This window comes from Muricauda brasiliensis (assembly GCF_003057865.1).
Taxonomy (GTDB): Bacteria; Bacteroidota; Bacteroidia; order Flavobacteriales; family Flavobacteriaceae; genus Flagellimonas; species Flagellimonas chongwuensis.
In genome coordinates this window covers 107551-127165 of sequence record NZ_QBTW01000018.1, presented here as the reverse complement: position 1 = coordinate 127165, position 19615 = coordinate 107551, and the positions used below count along the sequence as shown (strand labels likewise).

Here is a 19615-nt window from a genome sequence, read left to right as displayed (position 1 = left end):
TATGAAAAAGGAAAACATCATATACATTGGAATTGCTGTCATAGTAGGTCTACTGGTCGGATACCTCATATTTGGTGGTAAGACTGAAACTTCTACCACGGACGAGCATGATCATAGCACAGAAATTACTTCTGGCGAAATGTGGACCTGTTCCATGCACCCACAGATTATGCAGCAAGAATCCGGCTCGTGTCCTATCTGTGGAATGGATTTGATTCCTGCGGATAATGGAGGTGAGGGATTGGCTGTAAATCAAATTAAAATGACGGAGAATGCCATGGTGTTGGCCGGTGTGGAAACCATAATGGTAGGTTCCGGCGTTGATGGTGAAGACCATATCAAGATTTCTGGAAAGGTGGCCGTCAACCAAGAATCCGATGCGGTGCAATCTGCTTATTTTGATGGAAGGATTGAAAGCATAAATGTCAATTTTGAGGGAGAACAAGTACGTAAAGGGCAAAGATTGGCCACGATTTATGCCCCAGCCTTGGTTTCGGCCCAACAAGAACTATTGACGGCAGCCAAATTGAAGGAATCGCAACCCCAGTTATACAATGCCGTAAGGAACAAATTGAAGCTTTGGAAGTTGTCGGATGCACAAATAAATCAAATAGAAGGTTCGGGGCAGGTGCTGGAAAACTTTCCCGTGTATGCCAATGTGAGTGGAGTGGTTTCAGAAATTATGGTGGAAGAAGGTGATTATATTAAAACAGGTTCACCTTTGGTCAAAGTAGCCAATTTAAATTCGGTCTGGGCCATTTTCGATGCTTATGAAAACCAATTGAGTTTGTTTAAGGAAGGTCAAACACTGAATGTATCCACAACATCATATCCCAATGAGACCTTTACAGCTAAAGTCTCGTTTGTTGCACCATTAATGAACAAACAGACCAGAACTTTGCAGGTACGCGCAGAACTTGATAACAAACAAGGACTGCTAAAACCGGGAATGTTTGTACAAGCAGAGGTTGAGATGGCAAACAAGCAAGATGGTGAAGTGTTGATCATTCCTGAAAGTGCAGTTTTATGGACCGGGAAACGTTCTTTGGTCTATGTGCAACCTAATCCAAATACTTCCACTTTTGAAATGCGGGAAGTTGAGCTCGGTAATTTGATGAACGGTAGTTACGTGGTCAATTCTGGATTGCAATCGGGAGAAATGATCGTTGCCAAAGGAACCTTTACGGTGGATGCTGCAGCACAATTACAAGGTAAAAAGTCCATGATGAATCAAGAAGAGACTGGCATGCAAATGGGGCACGAAGGTCATTCTGAAATGGGCCGCGCCATGAAAATGGAATTTTCCGAAGAAGCGGCCACAAAGTTTAGCGAACTTTTAAAAGTGTATCTTAATTTGAAAGATGCGTTGGTCGCTTCTGATCAGGAGAAAACGCAAACATTGGCAAAAAGGGCCGTGGGTATGGCATCAAACATTTCTGGGCTACAGATGGACGATATGGCTAAAAGTCACATCTCACAATTGGAGAAACAACTAAACGAATTGGCCACCAAAACTAGCTTAGAAGGTCAACGCGAAGTATTTGTCCCGCTTTCCGAGAACATGATTCAAATTGGTCAACAAATGCAAGGTTTAGATTCAAAACTCTATGTGCAACATTGTCCTATGGCCAATAACGACAAGGGTGCCAATTGGCTTAGTTTGGAGGAAGAAATCCGAAATCCCTACTATGGAGATGCCATGCTCACCTGCGGTAGCGTGGTAGGTACAATCGACTGATTTTTATTTTAGTTAATTTTTAGCCAAATAAAATCTACGGATTCAAATCTGAAATACATTTACTTCAGTTTTTAATTTATTGACTGATGAAACAAGCAAAGTCAAACGGAAAGTCATCTCCTGCAAAAGCGGTAAAACCTGCTGCAAAGAAGACTGCCCAAGCTACTGGTAAGAAGAAGTAACTTGTGGTTTTGGTTCTCTCGGAGAACCGTACAACTTAAGAGAAAAGAAAACGCCCCGGTTTACATCGGGGCGTTCCTATTTATATCCGAATAAGGATGTTATTACATCATGCCTGGCATTCCGCCACCTCCCATTGGAGGCATAGCTGGTGCATCTTCCTTAATATCGGTCAAGGCACACTCTGTTGTCAAGATCATTCCTGCAACAGACGCTGCATTCTCCAACGCGATACGGGTCACTTTCTTAGGATCGATGATTCCCATTTTTAGCATATCCACATATTGGTCGGACTTGGCATCGTAACCAAAGTCTTTTTTGCCTTCCAATACTTTGGAAATAACTACGGAACCTTCACCACCTGCGTTCTCTACGATGGTACGCAAAGGAGCTTCGATGGCCTTGGCCACGATCTGCACACCTGTGGTTTCATCCAAAGAGTCGGTCGCCAATTTTTCAAGAACCTTTTTGGCCCTTACCAAAGCAACACCACCACCGGCAACTATACCTTCTTCAACAGCGGCACGGGTAGCGTGCAAGGCATCGTCCACACGGTCTTTCTTCTCTTTCATTTCAACTTCAGAAGCAGCACCTACATAAAGTACGGCAACGCCACCGGCCAATTTGGCCAAACGCTCTTGAAGTTTTTCTTTATCGTAATCAGATGTTGTAGTCTCGATTTGAGCTTTGATCTGGCTTACTCTCGCTTTAATGTCAGAAGCGTTTCCGCTACCGTTTACGATAGTTGTGTTGTCCTTATCGATGGTCACTGTCTCGGCAGTACCCAACATATCCAAAGAAGCATTTTCCAAAGAGAATCCTCTTTCTTCAGAGATTACAGTACCGCCTGTCAAGATGGCGATGTCTTCCAACATAGCTTTTCTTCTGTCGCCAAAACCTGGAGCTTTAACAGCGGCAATCTTAAGTCCACCTCTCAATTTGTTCACAACCAAAGTAGCAAGGGCTTGTCCCTCTACATCTTCAGCGATGATCAAAAGTGGTCTTCCTGATTGTGCTACTGGCTCAAGGATAGGAAGGATTTCCTGAAGGTTGGAGATTTTCTTGTCGAAAAGAAGAATGTATGGATTCTCCAAATCGGCGATCATTTTGTCTGTGTCGGTAACAAAGTACGGAGAAAGATATCCCCTGTCGAACTGCATACCTTCAACCACGTCAACGTAAGTGTCGGTACCTTTTGCTTCTTCAACCGTGATTACACCTTCTTTGCCAACCTTGGTGAAAGCTGTTGCGATAAGGTCACCGATAGCTTCATCGTTGTTTGCGGAGATAGAGGCTACTTGCTTGATTTTGTCAGAATCGTTACCAACTTTTTTGGCTTGTTTTTCCAAATCGGCCACCAAAGCTTCAACGGCTTTGTCGATACCGCGTTTCAAATCCATTGGATTTGCTCCGGCAGCGACGTTTTTAAGACCTTCTTTTACAATAGCCTGAGCCAATACGGTAGCTGTTGTTGTACCGTCACCGGCTTGGTCGTTGGTTTTGGAAGCGACTTCCTTCACCATTTGCGCACCCATATCTTCCAGTGCGTCTTCCAATTCGATTTCTTTTGCTACGGATACACCATCTTTGGTCACTTGTGGTGCTCCAAATGATTTGCTGATGATAACGTTTCTACCTTTTGGTCCCAAGGTCACCTTAACGGCCTCGGCCAATTTGTCAACGCCTCTTTTCAGTCCATCACGTGCATCTATGTCAAACTTAATATCTTTTGCCATTTCTATTTAGTTGATTTTTGTGTTATACAATTGCCAAAATATCGCTTTCGCGCATCATCAAATAGTCGGTACCATCAAACTTTAGTTCGGTGCCGGCATATTTTCCATAAAGAACGGTGTCACCTACTTTGACGGTCACTTTTTCGTCCTTGGTTCCAGGTCCAACGGCAACAACAGTTCCTTTTTGCGGTTTTTCTTTTGCGTTGTCCGGGATAATGATACCGGAGGCAGTTTTTGTCTCGGCCTGTAGCGGCTCGATCAAAACCCTGTCTGCCAATGGTTTGATATTGATTTTAGCCATATTTTTAATTTTTAGGTGTTTGTTTTAAAAATTCTTGAACATAAGAGACAGAAATTGTGCCAATGCACAAAAACTGACAATCTGGAAAACAAAAATGCCAGCTTGTCATTTCAAGCTGGCATTTTTCTATGCTTTGTCACTTTGTATTATCCAATAGTGTCCACTGGACTTGTAGTGCTGGCCGGTGGAAGTTGTTCAGGTACTTCCTCTGGAACCGTTTCTGGTATTTCGGTATCATCGCCTTGTAACAATTTGGAATCTGCTTGGCTATAATTCCCTTTTAAGGAAACATTGGAAAGCAAGATCAAAACAATCAACAAGGTAGCAAGTGTCCAAGTACTCTTGTCCAAAAAGTCCCCAGTCTTCTTAACACCACCAACAACTTGGTTGCCACTTCCCCCAAAGGAAGATGATAATCCACCACCTTTAGGATTCTGGACCATAATGACCAAGATTAACAAAAGGCACACGATAATTATCAGTACCAAAAAAATTGAAAACGTGCTCATTTCTTATTCTTTTTCTTTCTGCAGCTTCTTCACTGCCTGAATTTGGTCTGCAAAGAAACCACTTTTTTCTGGATATTTCAAACTCAATATTTTAAAAGCTTGAATGGCCTTTTTATACTTTTTTTGCTCCAAATAAACCTTGGCCAAAGTCTCTGTCATCAACTCGTTTTTGTCAATTTTGGTGGACTCTTTTATGTTAATTTTTGGAAGGGTCTCTTTGGGAACTATTTTGGGATTGTTCTCTATGAACTTGTCCAACAGTTCAAATTTCTTTTTACGTTCCAAATCATCCATGGCGTTTTCGTCCTGATGATCCTCAACAACATCTTGCTGCCCAACAGCTTCATCTTTCGAGGATGTAAGCTGAAGCCATTCTGTAAAGGAATGTTTTTCTTTTTTGGTAAACGGTATGGGTTTGCCCAAATTTAAATCGGAGCTTGTTTCTTTCTTGATTTCCTCAGCTTTGTCAACTTTGGGCTCAGGTTTTTTGGACTCAAATAGCTTTGGGTTCAGAATCTGCTCTGCTTCATTTAGGTTTTGAGGAAGGGCAGGCTCGTTTGATTCTGAAAGCATGCTTGCCGTATTTGGATTGGGCTGAATTTCTTCGGATACCGCTTCTTGGTCCTCCAATTTGGCACCTCTTCCGGCAATGGCATCCGCGATATTGTTCTGAACAAATTCTTTGGAGGTGATATAGTCAAATAGCACATCCCTATCGGTGGTGTGCGCGGCGGTTACCTTTAATGAGCTATTGTATTTATAGCTGTCCAGATTTTTAAGCCCCTTTAAATGCAAAGCGCGTGCAGCCTGAAAATAAGGGTACTCTTCAATAATATCTTCTAGTTCCCGTGTTTGTTTGGGAGATAGAATGGTATTTGAATTCTGAAGAATATGTATAAAATCCGAAATGTTCATATATCATTACCAATTTCCCAATGATGCATTAAAAATGTCCTGGGTAAGTCGTTCAAAAATTTCCTCGTGCGCAGCGGCCTGTACGGATGGCAGGGGAGCCGCAGCATCAAAATCGTAAAAGAAGGAAAACCTTCTCTCGAAATCTGCATCTTCTTTGGTTGTGTTGTAAAAACGAACATTTACGCTCATGGTCAACCGGTTTTGTGCGGTCCGCTGATCGGCAGTGGCCGTCATGGGTATCACCTTATATTCCACAATTTCACCTTCATATACCAAGTCACCATTGCTCCCTGTCAGGGAAAGACTGGTAAGGTTGTTGATCATATCTTGCAGTGCCAAGGTAAAATCCCTGCCCAATCCTGGCACGATTACCGAGCCGGGTGTTTGGTCCGCATAGTTCTGGAAAAAATTGACCTGAAAACTCTGTGCGGTACCAATATCGGCACCGGAAAAGTTGTAGGCACCACAACTTTGCAAGAAGAAAACCAATCCTAGCAACGCGATTTTAATTCCATTTTTTTTCATCTCTGACTTCTAACTGTTTGGGGTAAATTAAAGATCGTACTGCTTTATTTTTCTGTAGAGCGTTCTTTCGGAAATGCCTAGCTCTGCCGCCGCCGCCTTTCTTTTTCCTTTATTGCGCTCCAACGATTTTTTGATCAATTCGATTTCCTTTTCTTGTAAAGATAGGGTTTCTTCTTCTTCGATTTCCTCTGCAAAATGATATCTGTCCTCCGGGGGCAATTGTGAGTGATTGGAAGGCGTTGGTTCCAAAACAGGCTCGGGCAAATGGAGCAATTCGGCAGGTGTTTCCTCGTGCTCTATTTCTTCTTCAGCCTCTTCATTGCCATAAATTTTACGAATCAAACCCTCGTTTTCTCGTTGAACCTTGTTGGAATCGTTATCCTTCAACAGTTCCAAAGTGAGTTTTTTGAGGTCGTTGAGGTCGCCCTTCATATCAAAGAGCACTTTGTACAGAATTTCGCGCTCGTTGCTAAAATCACCTTCCTTTTTGGCCTGACCCACAACGGCCGGTAAATTGGAACCAGAGGAATTGGGTAGATAACTGTTCAAGGTCGAAGCTGAAATACTCCTGTTTTCTTCCAGTACGGAAACTTGTTCTGCAATATTCCGTAATTGACGGATATTTCCGGGCCAACGGTATTTTAAGAGCAGGTTCACCGCATCGTCCTCCAAACGAATGGTTGGCATTTTATATTTCTGACCAAAGTCGGAAGCAAATTTTCTAAAAAGCAGATGGATATCGTCCCTTCTATCGCGAAGCGGTGGCAAATTGATTTCTACCGTGCTCAATCTGTAGTAAAGGTCTTCCCGGAACTTTTCCTTTTCTATGGCCTCGAACATGTTCACGTTTGTGGCGGCCACAATCCGAACATTGGTTTTTTGAACCTGAGATGACCCCACTTTCAAAAACTCGCCATTTTCCAAAACCCGGAGCAAACGTACTTGAGTGGTCAGTGGAAGCTCGCCTACCTCGTCCAAGAAGATGGTTCCGCCATCGGCCACTTCAAAATAACCGCTTCTGGTCTGAGTGGCACCGGTAAAGGCACCTTTTTCGTGCCCGAACAATTCACTGTCGATGGTTCCCTCGGGAATCGCACCGCAGTTTACCGCAATATATTTGGCATGCTTTCGGTGCGATAGCGAGTGTATAATTTTGGGAATGGATTCTTTTCCCACTCCACTTTCACCCGTTACTAAAACGGAAATGTCCGTAGGGGCCACCTGTATCGCTTTTTCTATTGCCCGGTTGAGTTTTACATCGTTTCCGATAAGCTCGAACCGTTGTTTTATGGATTGTACACTCTCCATATATTGTCTTTCCTGCGAAGGCAGGAATCTTATTTTTTTGGATTCCGCATAGTGCTTCGACTACGCTCAGCATCCGTGCGGAATAACAAATGGTTACTAATTATTTTCTGAATACCCTACTGCTTCTCCGATAAGGGTAGCCGAGGTGCATTCATTAATTTTAACGTTGACAAAATCACCTACTTTGTAATGTTCTTTTGGGAAAACAGCTACAGTATTCTGTGAATTTCTTCCCATCCAGTGAGCGTCAGATTTTTTGGAAGTCCCCTCGATCAAGATTTCTTCGGTTTTTCCTACGTGTTGTTGCGTGCGATAAAAGCTATGCTTTTGCTGAAGGTCGATGATTTCCGTTAGTCTCCTTTTTTTGGTTTCTTCAGGAATGTCGTCTTCCATTTTTCGCTCTGCAAGCGTTCCGGGACGTTCGGAATAGGCGAACATGAATCCAAAATCATATTTCACGTATTCCATTAAACTTAAGGTATCCTGATGGTCTTCTTCAGTTTCCGTGGGGAAGCCGGTTATCATGTCCTGACTTATGGCACAATCTGGAATTAGTTTTTTGATGTTGTCGATTAATTCAAAATATTCCTCACGAGTGTGCAAACGGTTCATTGCCTTTAAAATGCGGTTGCTTCCACTTTGAACGGGCAAGTGAATGTACTTGCAAATGTTTCTGTATTTGGCCATGGCCTCGATTACGTCCAAGGTCATATCCTGTGGGTTGGATGTCGAGAAACGGATACGCATCTTGGGCTTCGCCTCTGCAACAAGTTCCAATAGTCCCGCAAAGTTTACGGAAGTGGCTTTTTGCATATCCGTAGCCTTGTCGAAATCCTTTTTCAATCCACCACCATACCAGAGGTAGCTGTCCACATTCTGGCCCAACAAGGTGATTTCCTTGAAACCTCTGTCCCATAGGTCGTTTACTTCCTCCAAAATGGATTGCGGGTCGCGGCTACGTTCCCTTCCCCGGGTAAACGGTACCACACAGAAGGTACACATGTTATCACATCCACGGGTAATGGAGACAAAGGCAGAGACTCCGTTTGTATTTAATCGAACCGGCGCCACATCGCCATAGGTCTCATCTTTGGAAAGGATAACGTTCACCGCATTTCTGCCTTCGTCAATTTCTTGGATTAAATTGGGCAGGTCTTTGTAAGCATCGGGGCCTACCACCATGTCTACAATTTTTTCTTCTTCCAGGAACTTACTCTTCAAACGTTCGGCCATACATCCCAAAACACCCACTTTCATGTTGGGTTTGGTTCTTTTTACGGCGTTGAATTTTTCCAAACGCTTGCGAACGGTCTGTTCTGCCTTTTCACGAATGGAGCATGTATTTACCAAAACCAAATCTGCATCGTTCAGGTCTTGGGTGGTATTGAAACCTTCCTTGGCCAAAATGGATGCAACAATTTCGCTGTCGGAAAAGTTCATCTGGCAACCATAACTCTCAATGTAGAGCTTTCGACCGTTCTTTTCGTTGTTTTCCAGCGATAACGTACTTCCTTGTTGGCTTTCGTCTATTATCTTTTCCACGCTTTTTTCCTCTATCATAAATGTTTCAATGGGGTGCAAAGATAGTGCTTATTACATTTTAGTGACAATATGGCAGTATTTTTTAATAATAAATTGCGATATCCCCTGTTAGTGTTACCTTCAGGATTAAAAACTAAATTAAGTAAGGGATGAATTTTACCAATATAACCGAAAGAATCAACCAAAGTGGCCCTATTGAGTTCGGTAGTATTTTTAATAACTCCGTGGAACTTTTCAAAAAAGTATGGCTGCAAGGTTTTATAACTCTTGTGCTGACAATGGTGAGTATTCTTCCATTTTATCTGTTGTTCTATGCTCCACTGATTTCCTATGGGATTTCCGATCCAAATGCCTTTGAAAGTGAAGAGTTGCCACCTGCCGTTGGCGGTATAATGATATTGATCATGCCGATTTTTATGACGGCCGTGATGATGGTCGCTATTTGTTTGAACGCAGGTTTTTTGCGGATCTGTAAAAAATATGACCTGAATGAATCTGGTAAGGATGATTACTTTTATTACTTTAAAAGGAAATATTTGGGAAAGGCAGTAATCTTAAGTCTTATCATTTTTGGACTATCCATTGCTGGAATGCTGACCTGTGGTTTGGGGCTTTTTTATTTGATGGTTCCACTGTCTTTGTTCCCGGCTTTTTTTGCATTTGACAAAGAACTCTCTGCTATCGAAATTGTAAAAGCAGGTTTTTCGCTTGGTCATAAAAACTGGTTAATGCTGTTTTTATTGATATTGGTGTCCTCATTGGCATCACAACTTGGCGTTATCTTATGTTTTATCGGGTTTTTCTTTACCATGATGTTCAGTAAAATTCCCATTTACTTTGTTTATAAAGATGCCATTGGAATTTCCATGGATGTATAATTTTTTGTACCCAACGGCGCAACGTAATGTTTTGGTTTGCATCTAGATAAGTAAAACATAAACCGCTATGAAAACCAAGCTGCTCTTACTTTTGTGCATCAATTTTTTGTTGTTTACTTCTTGTTCGGATGATGATGCCAACGGCAAATACGAGGAATATTTGGTGGCCCGTCCCTTGACTATGAATCGGACCGAGTTTGCCAACAGTGTAGATGTTATCGCTCCTCGACCCGTAGAGGAATCGGGAAAAGTTTATACCTATCAAGATTATATCTTTATTAGTGATAAGTACAGGGGGGTGCATGTTATAGACAACAGCAATCCGAACCAGCCCGTTAAAGTGGCCTTTATTCAAATTCCGGGGAATGTGGATATTTCGGTAAAGAACGATTACCTATTTGCCGATAGTTTAATGGATCTGGTGGTGCTGGATATTTCCGATTTGGATAATATCACGATTGTAAATAGACTCGAAAACGTGTTGCAAAGTTATGTGGTAGCTCCATTTGAGGCAGATTTGGTCGACTATGGTGATTACAGTTACAATTCTGAGGATATTGTGATCGGATGGGAAATGGTTTCCGAACGTATGTCGGAGGAGGAGTATCAATCCCGTTTCGGGGATTTTGGGATTGCTTTTGCCGAAATGGCGAACGATGCCAGTGGAGGAACTGGTCAAGGTGGGTCGTTGGCAAGGTTCAAAATTGTAGAGGATTATCTGTACGCTGTCGATAGTCATAATATCAATATCTTCAATATCTCAGATTTGGACAATCCGCAGGTTTTGGACGATGTGCATGCCGGTTTTGATATTGAAACCATTTTTAATAGGGACAATTATCTGTTCTTGGGAAGTATGAGGGGAATGTACATCTATGATATTTCATCTCCTGCAACACCGACTTTTGTGTCGGAGTTTCAACATGGCACGGCCTGTGACCCTGTTGTGGTGGATGGAGATTATGCTTACGTGACTTTAAGGGGCGGAAATATGTGCGGGGCTACCGAGAGCGGGTTATATATCGTGGACATTTCCAATATCGAAAACCCTGAGCTGGCCATAACCTATACTATGGATGGGCCATATGGTCTTGGCATCAAGGATGAAAAAATCTTTATCTGCGATGGAGATTCAGGTCTTAAAGTTTATGATAAGACCGATATTAATGATTTGATAGAACTGAACCATTTTGAAGATATAGTTGCTTATGACGTAATCCCAATGGAAAATCAATTGATCATGGTAGGTGACGGTATACTCTACCAATATGAATATCTTGATAGCGGTATTAAGCTAATTAGTCAGATAGGTCTTAATTAGATGAAAAATCAACTTTTCTTGTCCCACTTTTAGTGGGATATTTTTTTATTGGTAAAGGGCAAAACCACAAAATCGAAAAATTGATATACTTTTGTTAGGACAAAACCAAGTGCATGCCAAAGAATTTAGTTATTGTAGAGTCCCCCGCCAAAGCAAAGACCATTGAACGGTTTCTAGGAAAAGAATTTCAAGTAGAGTCCAGTTTTGGGCATATTGCCGACCTCCCCTCGAAAGAGCTTGGAGTAGATGTGGAGAACGATTTTAAGCCGAAATATACTGTTGACAAGGAGAAAAAAGCCTTGGTAAAAAAACTCAAGGACTTGGCTAAAAAAGCAGAAACCATATGGCTTGCGAGTGATGAGGACCGAGAGGGAGAGGCCATATCTTGGCATTTGGCAGAAGAGTTGGGGTTGGACAAAAGCAAGACAAAGCGTATTGTTTTCAATTCCATTACCAAATCGGCTATCCAAAAGGCAATAGAAAATCCAAGGGATATTAATTATAATTTGGTTAACGCACAGCAGGCCCGTAGGGTTTTGGACCGGTTGGTGGGTTATGAGCTATCACCCGTTCTTTGGAAGAAAATAAAACCGGGACTTTCGGCTGGGCGTGTACAATCCGTAGCGGTACGTTTGATCGTTGAGCGCGAAAGGGAGATCGAAGGCTTTACGCCAGAGGCTTCTTTTCGTATCAAAGCGGAATTTAAGACCAACGAAGGAAATACATTTGCAGCAAGGCTGAACACTACGTTTCCGACGAAGCAAGCAGCAGAATCATTTTTAAAGGAAAATATTGGGGCGGACTTTTCAGTTTCCGATTTGGCCCAGAAACCGGCAAAAAAATCCCCTGCAGCACCGTTTACCACATCTACCTTGCAACAGGAAGCTTCTAGAAAACTGTACTTTTCGGTTAGCCGCACCATGCAGGTGGCACAGCGTTTATATGAAGCAGGTCTTATTACTTATATGAGAACGGATAGTGTCAACCTTTCCAACGAAGCATTGGCTGCGGCAAAAGATGCTATTCTGGATAACTACGGTGAAAAATATAGTCAAACCAGAAACTTTACAGGCAAATCCAAAGGGGCACAAGAGGCTCACGAGGCCATCCGCCCTACCGATATGAAACTGCAATCGCCCCAATTGGAGCGAGATCAGGCCAAATTATATGAATTGATATGGAAACGTACCCTGGCATCCCAAATGAGCGATGCCCAGTTGGAACGTACCAATGTTAAGATAAAAGCCAGTACCCACGGTGAGGAATTCTCTGCGAACGGTGAAGTGGTAAAATTTGATGGTTTCTTAAAGGTTTATCTTGAAGGGACTGATGATGAGGATAGTGAAGAGCAAGAAGGAATGCTGCCGGCCATGAAAGTGGGGGAGCCTCTTCAAAATGTGTTTATTTCGGCAACCGAAAGATTTTCAAGGCCCCCTTACCGCTATTCGGAAGCTTCTTTGGTAAAGAAATTGGAAGAGCTGGGCATCGGAAGACCATCTACCTACGCACCTACCATATCTACCATTCAGAACAGGGGCTATGTGGAAAAAGGTACCGTAGAAGGCTCAGAACGTAAATATGTACAGTTGGTATTGGAAGATGGAAAAGTCTCCGATAGCCAGTTGAGCGAAATGGTCGGCTCCGAAAAGGGAAAGATCGTACCTACCGATATAGGGATGATCGTAAACGACTTTTTGGTGACTCACTTTACACAAATTTTGGATTACAACTTTACCGCTCAGGTAGAAGAGGATTTTGATGAAATCGCTTCAGGAGATGAAGATTGGCAGGAAATGATGAAGAATTTCTATAAAGATTTTCATCCGAATGTATTGGAAGTGGAGGAAAATGCCGAGCGTGCCAGTGGCGAGCGTGTTTTGGGAACAGACCCAAAATCAGGAAGACAAGTCTCCGTGCGATTGGGCCGTTTTGGACCGATGGTTCAGATCGGGACCGTGGATGATGAAGAAAAACCGGAGTTTGCCAGCTTGCTGCCAGATCAGTCCATAGGTACCATTACTTTTGAAGAAGCCATGACCCTTTTTGAGCTTCCACGAAAGTTAGGTGTTTACGAAGGAGAAGAAGTAGAAGCTAATGTAGGTAGATACGGTCCTTATGTTCGATTTGGCAAAAAGTTTATATCACTGGATAAGGGCGAAAGCGCTTTTGATGTTGATATGGACCGTGCCATTGAGCTTATCAAGGAAAAGCAAAAGGCGGATGCGCCCATTGGCACATATGAAGGAAAGGATGTTACCAAGGGAGTGGGTAGGTTTGGACCATTTATCAAGTGGGACGGTATGTTCATCAACGTGAACAAGAAATATGATTTTGATAATCTATCCGACGGAGATATTGCTGAACTAATTGAGGCTAAAAAGAAAAAAGAGGCCGAGAAACTTATTCAAGAGTGGCCAGAGGAAAAGATACGAATAGAAAAAGCCCGTTGGGGAAGACATAATATTATAAAAGGTAGAGTGAAAGTGGAACTTTCCAAGGATGTGGATGCCACAAAAATCACCTTGGAAGAAGCGCAGGCCCTATTGGAAAAAAAATCACCAAAGAAAAAAGCCAAGACAAAAGCTAAGAAATAACTATGGCGTTCGACTTTCTGGTTCCGGTCAAGGACAAGGTATTGGCACATTCCGAATTGTTGCCAGAACAAGCATTGGGCAAGAACGTTCACATGCATACCGAAAAGGATGGGCTACCTGTATTCGCTCAAGCTGATGTCGCCATTTTTGGCGTCTTGGAATCCAGAAACGCTTTCGAGAAAAAGCCCGAAAAATTGGATCTTGACGAGGTCCGTATCCAGCTTTACCGTCTTATGATGGGTAACTGGAACTCCACTATTATAGATATTGGCGACGTAGAGGAAGGAAATACCGTCGAGGATACTTATTTTGTGGTAAAAGAAATTGTTGCAGGTCTGCTCGAGGAAAACATAATCCCGATTGTGTTGGGGCTTACCCAGGATATTACCTTTCCTACCTACCGTGCTTTTGATAAAATAAAGAATATGGTGAATCTCGTCTCCATCGATAGCCGGTTCGACTTTGGTGAGGATGACGAGTTGATTTCATCACATTCCTACATGAGTAAAATCATAACTGATAAGCCCAACAACCTTTTCAATTTTTCCAACATTGGCTACCAGAGCTACTTTAATGCCCAAGAGGAAAAGGATTTGATGGAGCGTCTATTTTTTGATGCTTACCGATTGGGAGAGATAGTTGCCAACATAGAATTAGCGGAACCGGTATTGCGCAGTAGTGATATCGTAAGCCTGGATTTAAGGGCGATTCGGGCAAGCGAAATGGGCGGCTCCAGAAATTTTTCCCCCAACGGATTTACCGGAAGGGAGATATGTGCCATTGCCCGTTACGCCGGGATAAGCGATAAAGTAACCTTGTTCGGTATTTACGAGGGAGAGAATTCATACCAAGCCTTTCAGATGATCGCACAGATCATTTGGTACTTTATAGAAGGGTTGAGTTTTAGAATAAAAGAATACCCAAGCTCTAAGAGCGAAGACTTCACAAAGTTTACCGTGCCTACGGACACCGAGGAATTGGTCTTCTTCAAAAGCCATGTTACAGAAAGATGGTGGGTAGAAGTGCCAACAATTTTAGCTGAACATACTAAAACAAATTCGGTGGCGTTATTACCATGCACCGAAGAGGACTATCTGGATGCTTGCAACCAGAACATTCCCGAAAGGTGGTTCAAAGCCTACAGAAAAGGGCTGAACTAATTAAATTAAATTTTGACCATTAATTGTTTGCTGCACAATAATTCATTCAAAAATCAGTTTTGAAAATAATGAACCTGTGTAGAACAGTTAAAAATCTTGAATCGAATAATTTAACCTAAAGTATGAGAAAGCTATTCTTTTCATCTATAGCACTTGTTTTTTTGCTTACCAGTTGTGGCTCTAAATCAAGATCAAAAGGTGAACTAGTTGGGGTCAGTGGTAAAAAATGGCATCCAGAAAAACCCTATGGCATGGAACTGATTCCCCGCGGCGCCTTTGTTATGGGTAAAGCCGAAGAGGATCAGGCAAAAGTATTGAACGCTCCCACAAGAACGGTTACCGTACGCTCCTTTTATATGGACGATACGGAAATCACCAATAGTGAGTACCGACAGTTCGTGGAGTGGGTCAAGGATTCCATAGTAAGAACAAGATTGGCCATTTTGGCCGACGAGCTGGGAATAAGCCCAGAGGATGAAGGTATCGGGGAGTATGCTTTTAAGGATACGGACACTACCGAACTTTCCGTTTATGATAAGTATATGCTTGATAACTACGCGGGTCTGGGAGCAACAGGCTACGAAGGAAGGGCATTGAACAAAGATGTGGACTTGGTATGGGACACATCCGAATATCCAGATGAGTACTATGCTGAGGTAATGGATTCCATTTACCTTCCTGAAGAGGAGAGCTACAACGGGTTGAGAAGTGTGGATGTAACCAAATTAAAGTACAAGTACAGCTGGATGGATATCGAAGCTGCTGCCAGGGCAAGAACCGGTAACAGAAAAGATTTCATCAAGCATGAAGAATTGGAGATCTATCCTGATACCACGGTATGGATTCGAGATTTTGAATACAGCTACAACGAGCCAATGCACAACGATTACTTTTGGCACGATGCTTACAGTGATTATCCTGTAGTAGGTGTTAACTGGATGCAGGCAAAAGCTTTCTGTAACTGGAGAACCAAGTTCAAGAACGATGACCAAAAAAGTCGTGGCAAGCAATTTGTGAATCAGTTCAGATTGCCTACCGAAGCTGAGTGGGAATACGCTGCAAGAGGAGGAATCGAAGGCGGAACATATCCTTGGGGCGGTCCGTATGTGATCAGTGATACAGGATGTTTTATGGCCAACTTTAAACCACAACGTGGAGATTATGCAGCCGATGCCGCTCTGTATACTGTAGAAGCTAAATCTTTTGAGCCAAACGAGTACAACCTTTACAATATGGCAGGTAATGTTTCCGAATGGACAAACTCAAGTTTTGACCAAGGTGCATACGAATACTTGTCGACCATGAACCCGAATATCGGCTCACAGGACAATCAACGTAAAGTAATCCGCGGAGGTTCTTGGAAAGATGTTGCCTACTTCCTTCAAGTAAGTACCAGGGATTACGAATACCAAGATTCAGCAAGAAGTTACATTGGATTCAGAACCGTTCAAGATTACATGGGAGAAGAAGATTCGACCAACGGTAGCAGAAGCGGACTATAATAAAACAACGAGAGAACATTATATAAACAAGTAAGAGTAGTAACCAAATACTTATTTTTTATATAACTTAATTAAAACTAGAATTATGGCGCAGTCAAAATCAACAAAAAAGCTGTTTAACATGGCCTACGGGCTTGGAGCATCGGTAGTAATTATTGGTGCATTGTTCAAGATCCTTCACTGGGAGTTTGGACCACTTACAGGTGGACTTCTTCTTGCTGTTGGTCTTATTACCGAAGCATTGATCTTTGCTATCTCTGCATTTGAACCAGTAGACGATGAGTACGATTGGTCTTTGGTTTATCCAGAATTAGCTGGTGGTCAGCAATCTGCTTCCAGAAAACAAGAAGCTAAAGATGCTCAAGAAGCTGAAGGTCTTCTTTCCAAGAAATTGGACAACCTACTAAAAGAAGCCAAAATCGATTCTGATCTTTTTGCCAACTTGGGCGAAAGCATCAAGAGTTTTGAAGGTGCCGCTAAGAATATCACTCCTACAACAGATGCTATCCAACACACTAAGAAGTATTCTGAGGAATTGTCTCACGCAGCAGCTCAAATGGAATCTTTGAACAGCTTGTACAAAGTACAATTGGAAAGTGCTAGCAGACAAGCTTCCATCAACGAGGAAGTTGTACAAAATGCAGGTGCTTTGAAAGACCAAATGCAATCATTGGCCACTAACCTTTCTTCTTTGAACGGAGTTTACGGTGGTATGCTTACAGCCATGGGCGGAAGAAACTAATTAGAGTTTGATCAACATAAAACAAACCAAATCAAATTAATTATTAAATCTAATTAGAAAAACATGGCAGGAGGAAAACAAACACCACGTCAGAAGATGATCAACCTCATGTACTTGATCTTCATCGCGATGTTGGCCCTTAATATGAGCAAGGAAGTACTTGCGGCATTCGGACTTATGAACGAAAAGTTGGAAACTTCCAACACGAGTATGGATTCCAATAACGCTAGCTTCTTTGCTAGCTTGGAAACCAAAGCTTCCGAAAATGCTGAAGAGTACGGAGCGCTTTACGAAGATGCTCAAAAAGTAAAAGAGCTTTCCGATAGCTACTACAGCTATTTGGAAGGATTGAAAAAAGAAATGACCGCAGATTTGGAGGACCCAAAAGATTATGTGGTTATGGACAAATCCGACTACTTGGACCAAAAATTCTTTCAAGGTGACAATTTAGGCCCAGAAGGAAAAAAGTTCATGGAATACATCAACAACTACCGTGATGGTGTGATCAATGCATTGCCAGAAGGTAAGTTCGAATCTTTGAAATCTGCAGTAAAAGCTCGTTTTGCTACAGGTGATGAAGATGGTAAAGTTGAGAAAAGAGACGGAACCCGTCAAGATTGGATCAACTATCACTACGAAGGATTCCCATTGGTGGCTTCTTTGACCAAGATGACCCAATTGCAAGCTGACATCAAAACTACTGAGCAAGAGGTGTTGAAAACCCTTTTGGAAGGTGAGTTGACCGAAGCTGTATCCTTGACCAACTTTGCAAGTTCATTGTCTGCTCCTAAAACAGCCTACTACGCAGGTGAAAAGTACGATGGAAAAATCATTGTTAGCAAAACTGACAAGACCTCTACTCCTGTTAAAGCTGAGTTGACTTTGGACGGAAGACCAATGACAGAAGGTAAAGATTACGAATTGGAAGCTGGCGGTATCAAAATGTTGATCAGTGCCGGTACTCCAGGTGATCACACCATCAAAGGAACAATGACCTTTATGCAGGACGGTGAAGAAGTTCCAGTGGAAGTAAACAACACTTTTGCTACGATCTCTATGCCTAATGCAGCGGTTATCTCTGCTGATAAAATGAACGTAGTGTACCGTGGTGTTGCCAACCCAATGACAATCTCTATCCCTGGAATTCCAGATAACAAGGTGTCTGCAAATGCTCCTGGTTTGAGTAGAAGAAGCGGAAGCCAATATGTTATGAACCCAGGTACAGGTAGATCTGTGACGATTACCGCTTCTGGTACATTGCCAGATGGTAAAGGAATCAGCACAAAGTCCGAGTTCCGTATCAAGGATATCCCAAGACCGAGCGGTACCGTTCGAGGTGAGTCTGGTAGCGTTAAGATGCCAAGAAACAACCTGGAAATTTCCACTGTTAGTGCTATGTTGGAAGACTTTGATTTTGACTTGAACCTTGCTGTAAGCCAGTTTAAGTTCAAAGTTCCTGGTCAACCTACTGTAGTTGTAAATGGAAACAAATTGGATGCCAGAGCCAAATCTGCACTTAAGAGAGCAGATAGAGGTGAATCTGTCCAGATATTCGATATCCAAGCTTACATCACAAACAACAAGAGCTACAAGTTGAAAAAAGTATCTCCTGTAGTGGTTGAGCTTACAAACTAAGAAGTATAAAAAGTATACAAGTGATCATGAATTGGAAAAACGCATTATTAATAGGATTGTTGGGCATATTGCCAGTATCAATCATGGCGCAGGCAAACATTTTGAATGCCAAGCTGCCCGAAGATATCGGTAAAAAAACCCAAGCTCAAATAGAGCAAGATGCCGATGAGCCTTTAGCATACGGTTATGTGGACGATAGGGATATCCTTTGGTCCAAGACCGTCTGGGAAATCATCGATCTTGACGAGCGAGTTAACTTTCCATTGTATTATCCGACCGATACCATAGGTATTGGTGCCGATAGAAGGTCTTTATACCACGTTTTGATGAAAAACATCAGAAACGGTAACCTTACCGAGGTATATGCAGACTCTTACTTTACAGAGAAGAGAAAGTTGGAAGACCTTTCGGCAACCTTGCGTAAAGTGGATACCACTGATCTTGGATATGAACAATTGAATGCCGGTGAGCAAATATCCCCTGAGTTTATCAACAGAAGGGATTTGACAGCCGCTGATATTGAGGAGTTCAGAATCAAAGGAATGTGGTATTTCGATAAGCGCCAAGGTGAGCTTAAGTATCGTTTATTGGGAATTGCCCCAGTTGCTCCTGACGTAAACTTCATAGACGATGAATCTATGGGAACGGGGGAGAACAAAGTAGAGTTATTCTGGGTTTGGTATCCAGCGGCACGTAAAATTTTGCACGATGCCAAGGTGTACAACCAGCAAAACTCGGCAAGGCCCATTTCTTTTGATATGCTGTTGAACGCACGTCGATTCAACGGTGTCATCTATAAAGAAGAAAACGTTCACGAAGATCGTGAGATAAACGATTACATTTTTGATAATGCACTGTTCCAGCTCTTGGAAGCCCAAAGAATCAAAGAGGGTATACGAGATAGGGAACAAGATATGTGGGCGTATTAATCGTTCATAGAATATTTCCAATTCAATAAAGCAAAACGCCGCACTCAGTGCGGCGTTTTTTTTGGTTTAAAGTCAAATGAAAATGTCAAGGATTCGCTCA

Annotated in this window: 16 protein-coding genes; 9 read left to right on the top strand and 7 right to left on the bottom strand. The window is 42.4% G+C overall.

Translation table 11 applies throughout. The features are described from left to right. Nucleotide 1 precedes the first annotated feature (1 nt). Nucleotides 2-1738 (top strand): efflux RND transporter periplasmic adaptor subunit, encoded by a 1737-nt coding sequence (locus tag DCK90_RS14555; protein WP_108246932.1) that lies wholly within the window; start codon nt 2-4, stop codon nt 1736-1738. A gap of 284 nt (nt 1739-2022) precedes the next feature. Here DCK90_RS14555 and groL read toward each other — a convergent pair whose 3' ends face one another. The 7 genes from groL to miaB all read right to left on the bottom strand — a co-directional run bounded on the left by groL (nt 2023) and on the right by miaB (nt 8754). Then, the gene (gene groL / locus DCK90_RS14550) at nt 2023-3654 is read right to left on the bottom strand and encodes a chaperonin GroEL (RefSeq protein ID WP_108246931.1); all 1632 of its coding nucleotides are present in this window, start codon (nt 3652-3654) and stop codon (nt 2023-2025) included. A 22-nt stretch (nt 3655-3676) separates the two neighbouring features. After that, nucleotides 3677-3955 (bottom strand): co-chaperone GroES, encoded by a 279-nt coding sequence (locus DCK90_RS14545; protein WP_108246930.1) that lies wholly within the window; start codon nt 3953-3955, stop codon nt 3677-3679. Between the two features lie 146 nt (nt 3956-4101). Further along, a complete protein-coding gene (gene secG, locus DCK90_RS14540) occupies nt 4102-4464 on the bottom strand; it encodes a preprotein translocase subunit SecG (RefSeq protein ID WP_108246929.1) in 363 nt (120 codons plus the stop codon). Nucleotides 4465-4467: 3 nt separating this feature from the next. Beyond that, nucleotides 4468-5379, bottom strand: coding sequence for a hypothetical protein (locus DCK90_RS14535; protein WP_108246928.1), 912 nt, complete (start codon nt 5377-5379; stop codon nt 4468-4470). Nucleotides 5380-5385: 6 nt separating this feature from the next. After that, the gene (locus DCK90_RS14530; protein ID WP_108246927.1) at nt 5386-5904 is read right to left on the bottom strand and encodes an LptE family protein; all 519 of its coding nucleotides are present in this window, start codon (nt 5902-5904) and stop codon (nt 5386-5388) included. A gap of 27 nt (nt 5905-5931) precedes the next feature. Then, nucleotides 5932-7212 carry a sigma-54 interaction domain-containing protein gene (locus DCK90_RS14525; protein ID WP_108246926.1) on the bottom strand — a complete coding sequence of 427 codons (1281 nt, stop codon included), beginning with the start codon at nt 7210-7212 and terminating at the stop codon, nt 5932-5934. Nucleotides 7213-7308: 96 nt separating this feature from the next. After that, complete coding sequence (gene miaB / locus DCK90_RS14520) at nt 7309-8754, bottom strand: tRNA (N6-isopentenyl adenosine(37)-C2)-methylthiotransferase MiaB (RefSeq protein WP_108246974.1); 1446 nt, start codon at nt 8752-8754, stop codon at nt 7309-7311. Nucleotides 8755-8903: 149 nt separating this feature from the next. Between miaB and DCK90_RS14515 the strand changes: the two genes are divergently transcribed. The 8 genes from DCK90_RS14515 (at nt 8904) to porN (ending at nt 19515) form a co-directional block, all read left to right on the top strand. Beyond that, complete coding sequence (locus DCK90_RS14515; protein ID WP_108246925.1) at nt 8904-9632, top strand: hypothetical protein; 729 nt, start codon at nt 8904-8906, stop codon at nt 9630-9632. 67 nt (nt 9633-9699) lie between these two features. Beyond that, entirely contained in the window at nt 9700-10953 is a 1254-nt protein-coding gene (locus DCK90_RS14510; protein WP_108246924.1) for an LVIVD repeat-containing protein, read from the top strand. 113 nt (nt 10954-11066) lie between these two features. Beyond that, entirely contained in the window at nt 11067-13547 is a 2481-nt protein-coding gene (gene topA, locus DCK90_RS14505) for a type I DNA topoisomerase (protein WP_108246923.1), read from the top strand. Nucleotides 13548-13549: 2 nt separating this feature from the next. Next, nucleotides 13550-14707 carry a formimidoylglutamase gene (locus DCK90_RS14500; RefSeq protein ID WP_108246922.1) on the top strand — a complete coding sequence of 386 codons (1158 nt, stop codon included), beginning with the start codon at nt 13550-13552 and terminating at the stop codon, nt 14705-14707. A 122-nt stretch (nt 14708-14829) separates the two neighbouring features. After that, nucleotides 14830-16209 (top strand): T9SS ring complex lipoprotein PorK/GldK, encoded by a 1380-nt coding sequence (gene porK, locus DCK90_RS14495; protein ID WP_108246921.1) that lies wholly within the window; start codon nt 14830-14832, stop codon nt 16207-16209. Between the two features lie 85 nt (nt 16210-16294). After that, on the top strand, nt 16295-16951 hold the full coding sequence (gene porL, locus DCK90_RS14490) for a type IX secretion system motor protein PorL/GldL (protein WP_108246920.1): 657 nt from the start codon (nt 16295-16297) through the stop codon (nt 16949-16951). A 63-nt stretch (nt 16952-17014) separates the two neighbouring features. Continuing rightward, nucleotides 17015-18586, top strand: a complete 1572-nt coding sequence (gene porM / locus DCK90_RS14485; protein WP_108246919.1) for a type IX secretion system motor protein PorM/GldM — start codon at nt 17015-17017, stop codon at nt 18584-18586. A gap of 26 nt (nt 18587-18612) precedes the next feature. Further along, nucleotides 18613-19515, top strand: a complete 903-nt coding sequence (porN, locus tag DCK90_RS14480; RefSeq protein WP_108246918.1) for a type IX secretion system ring subunit PorN/GldN — start codon at nt 18613-18615, stop codon at nt 19513-19515. Nucleotides 19516-19615: the final 100 nt, after the last annotated feature.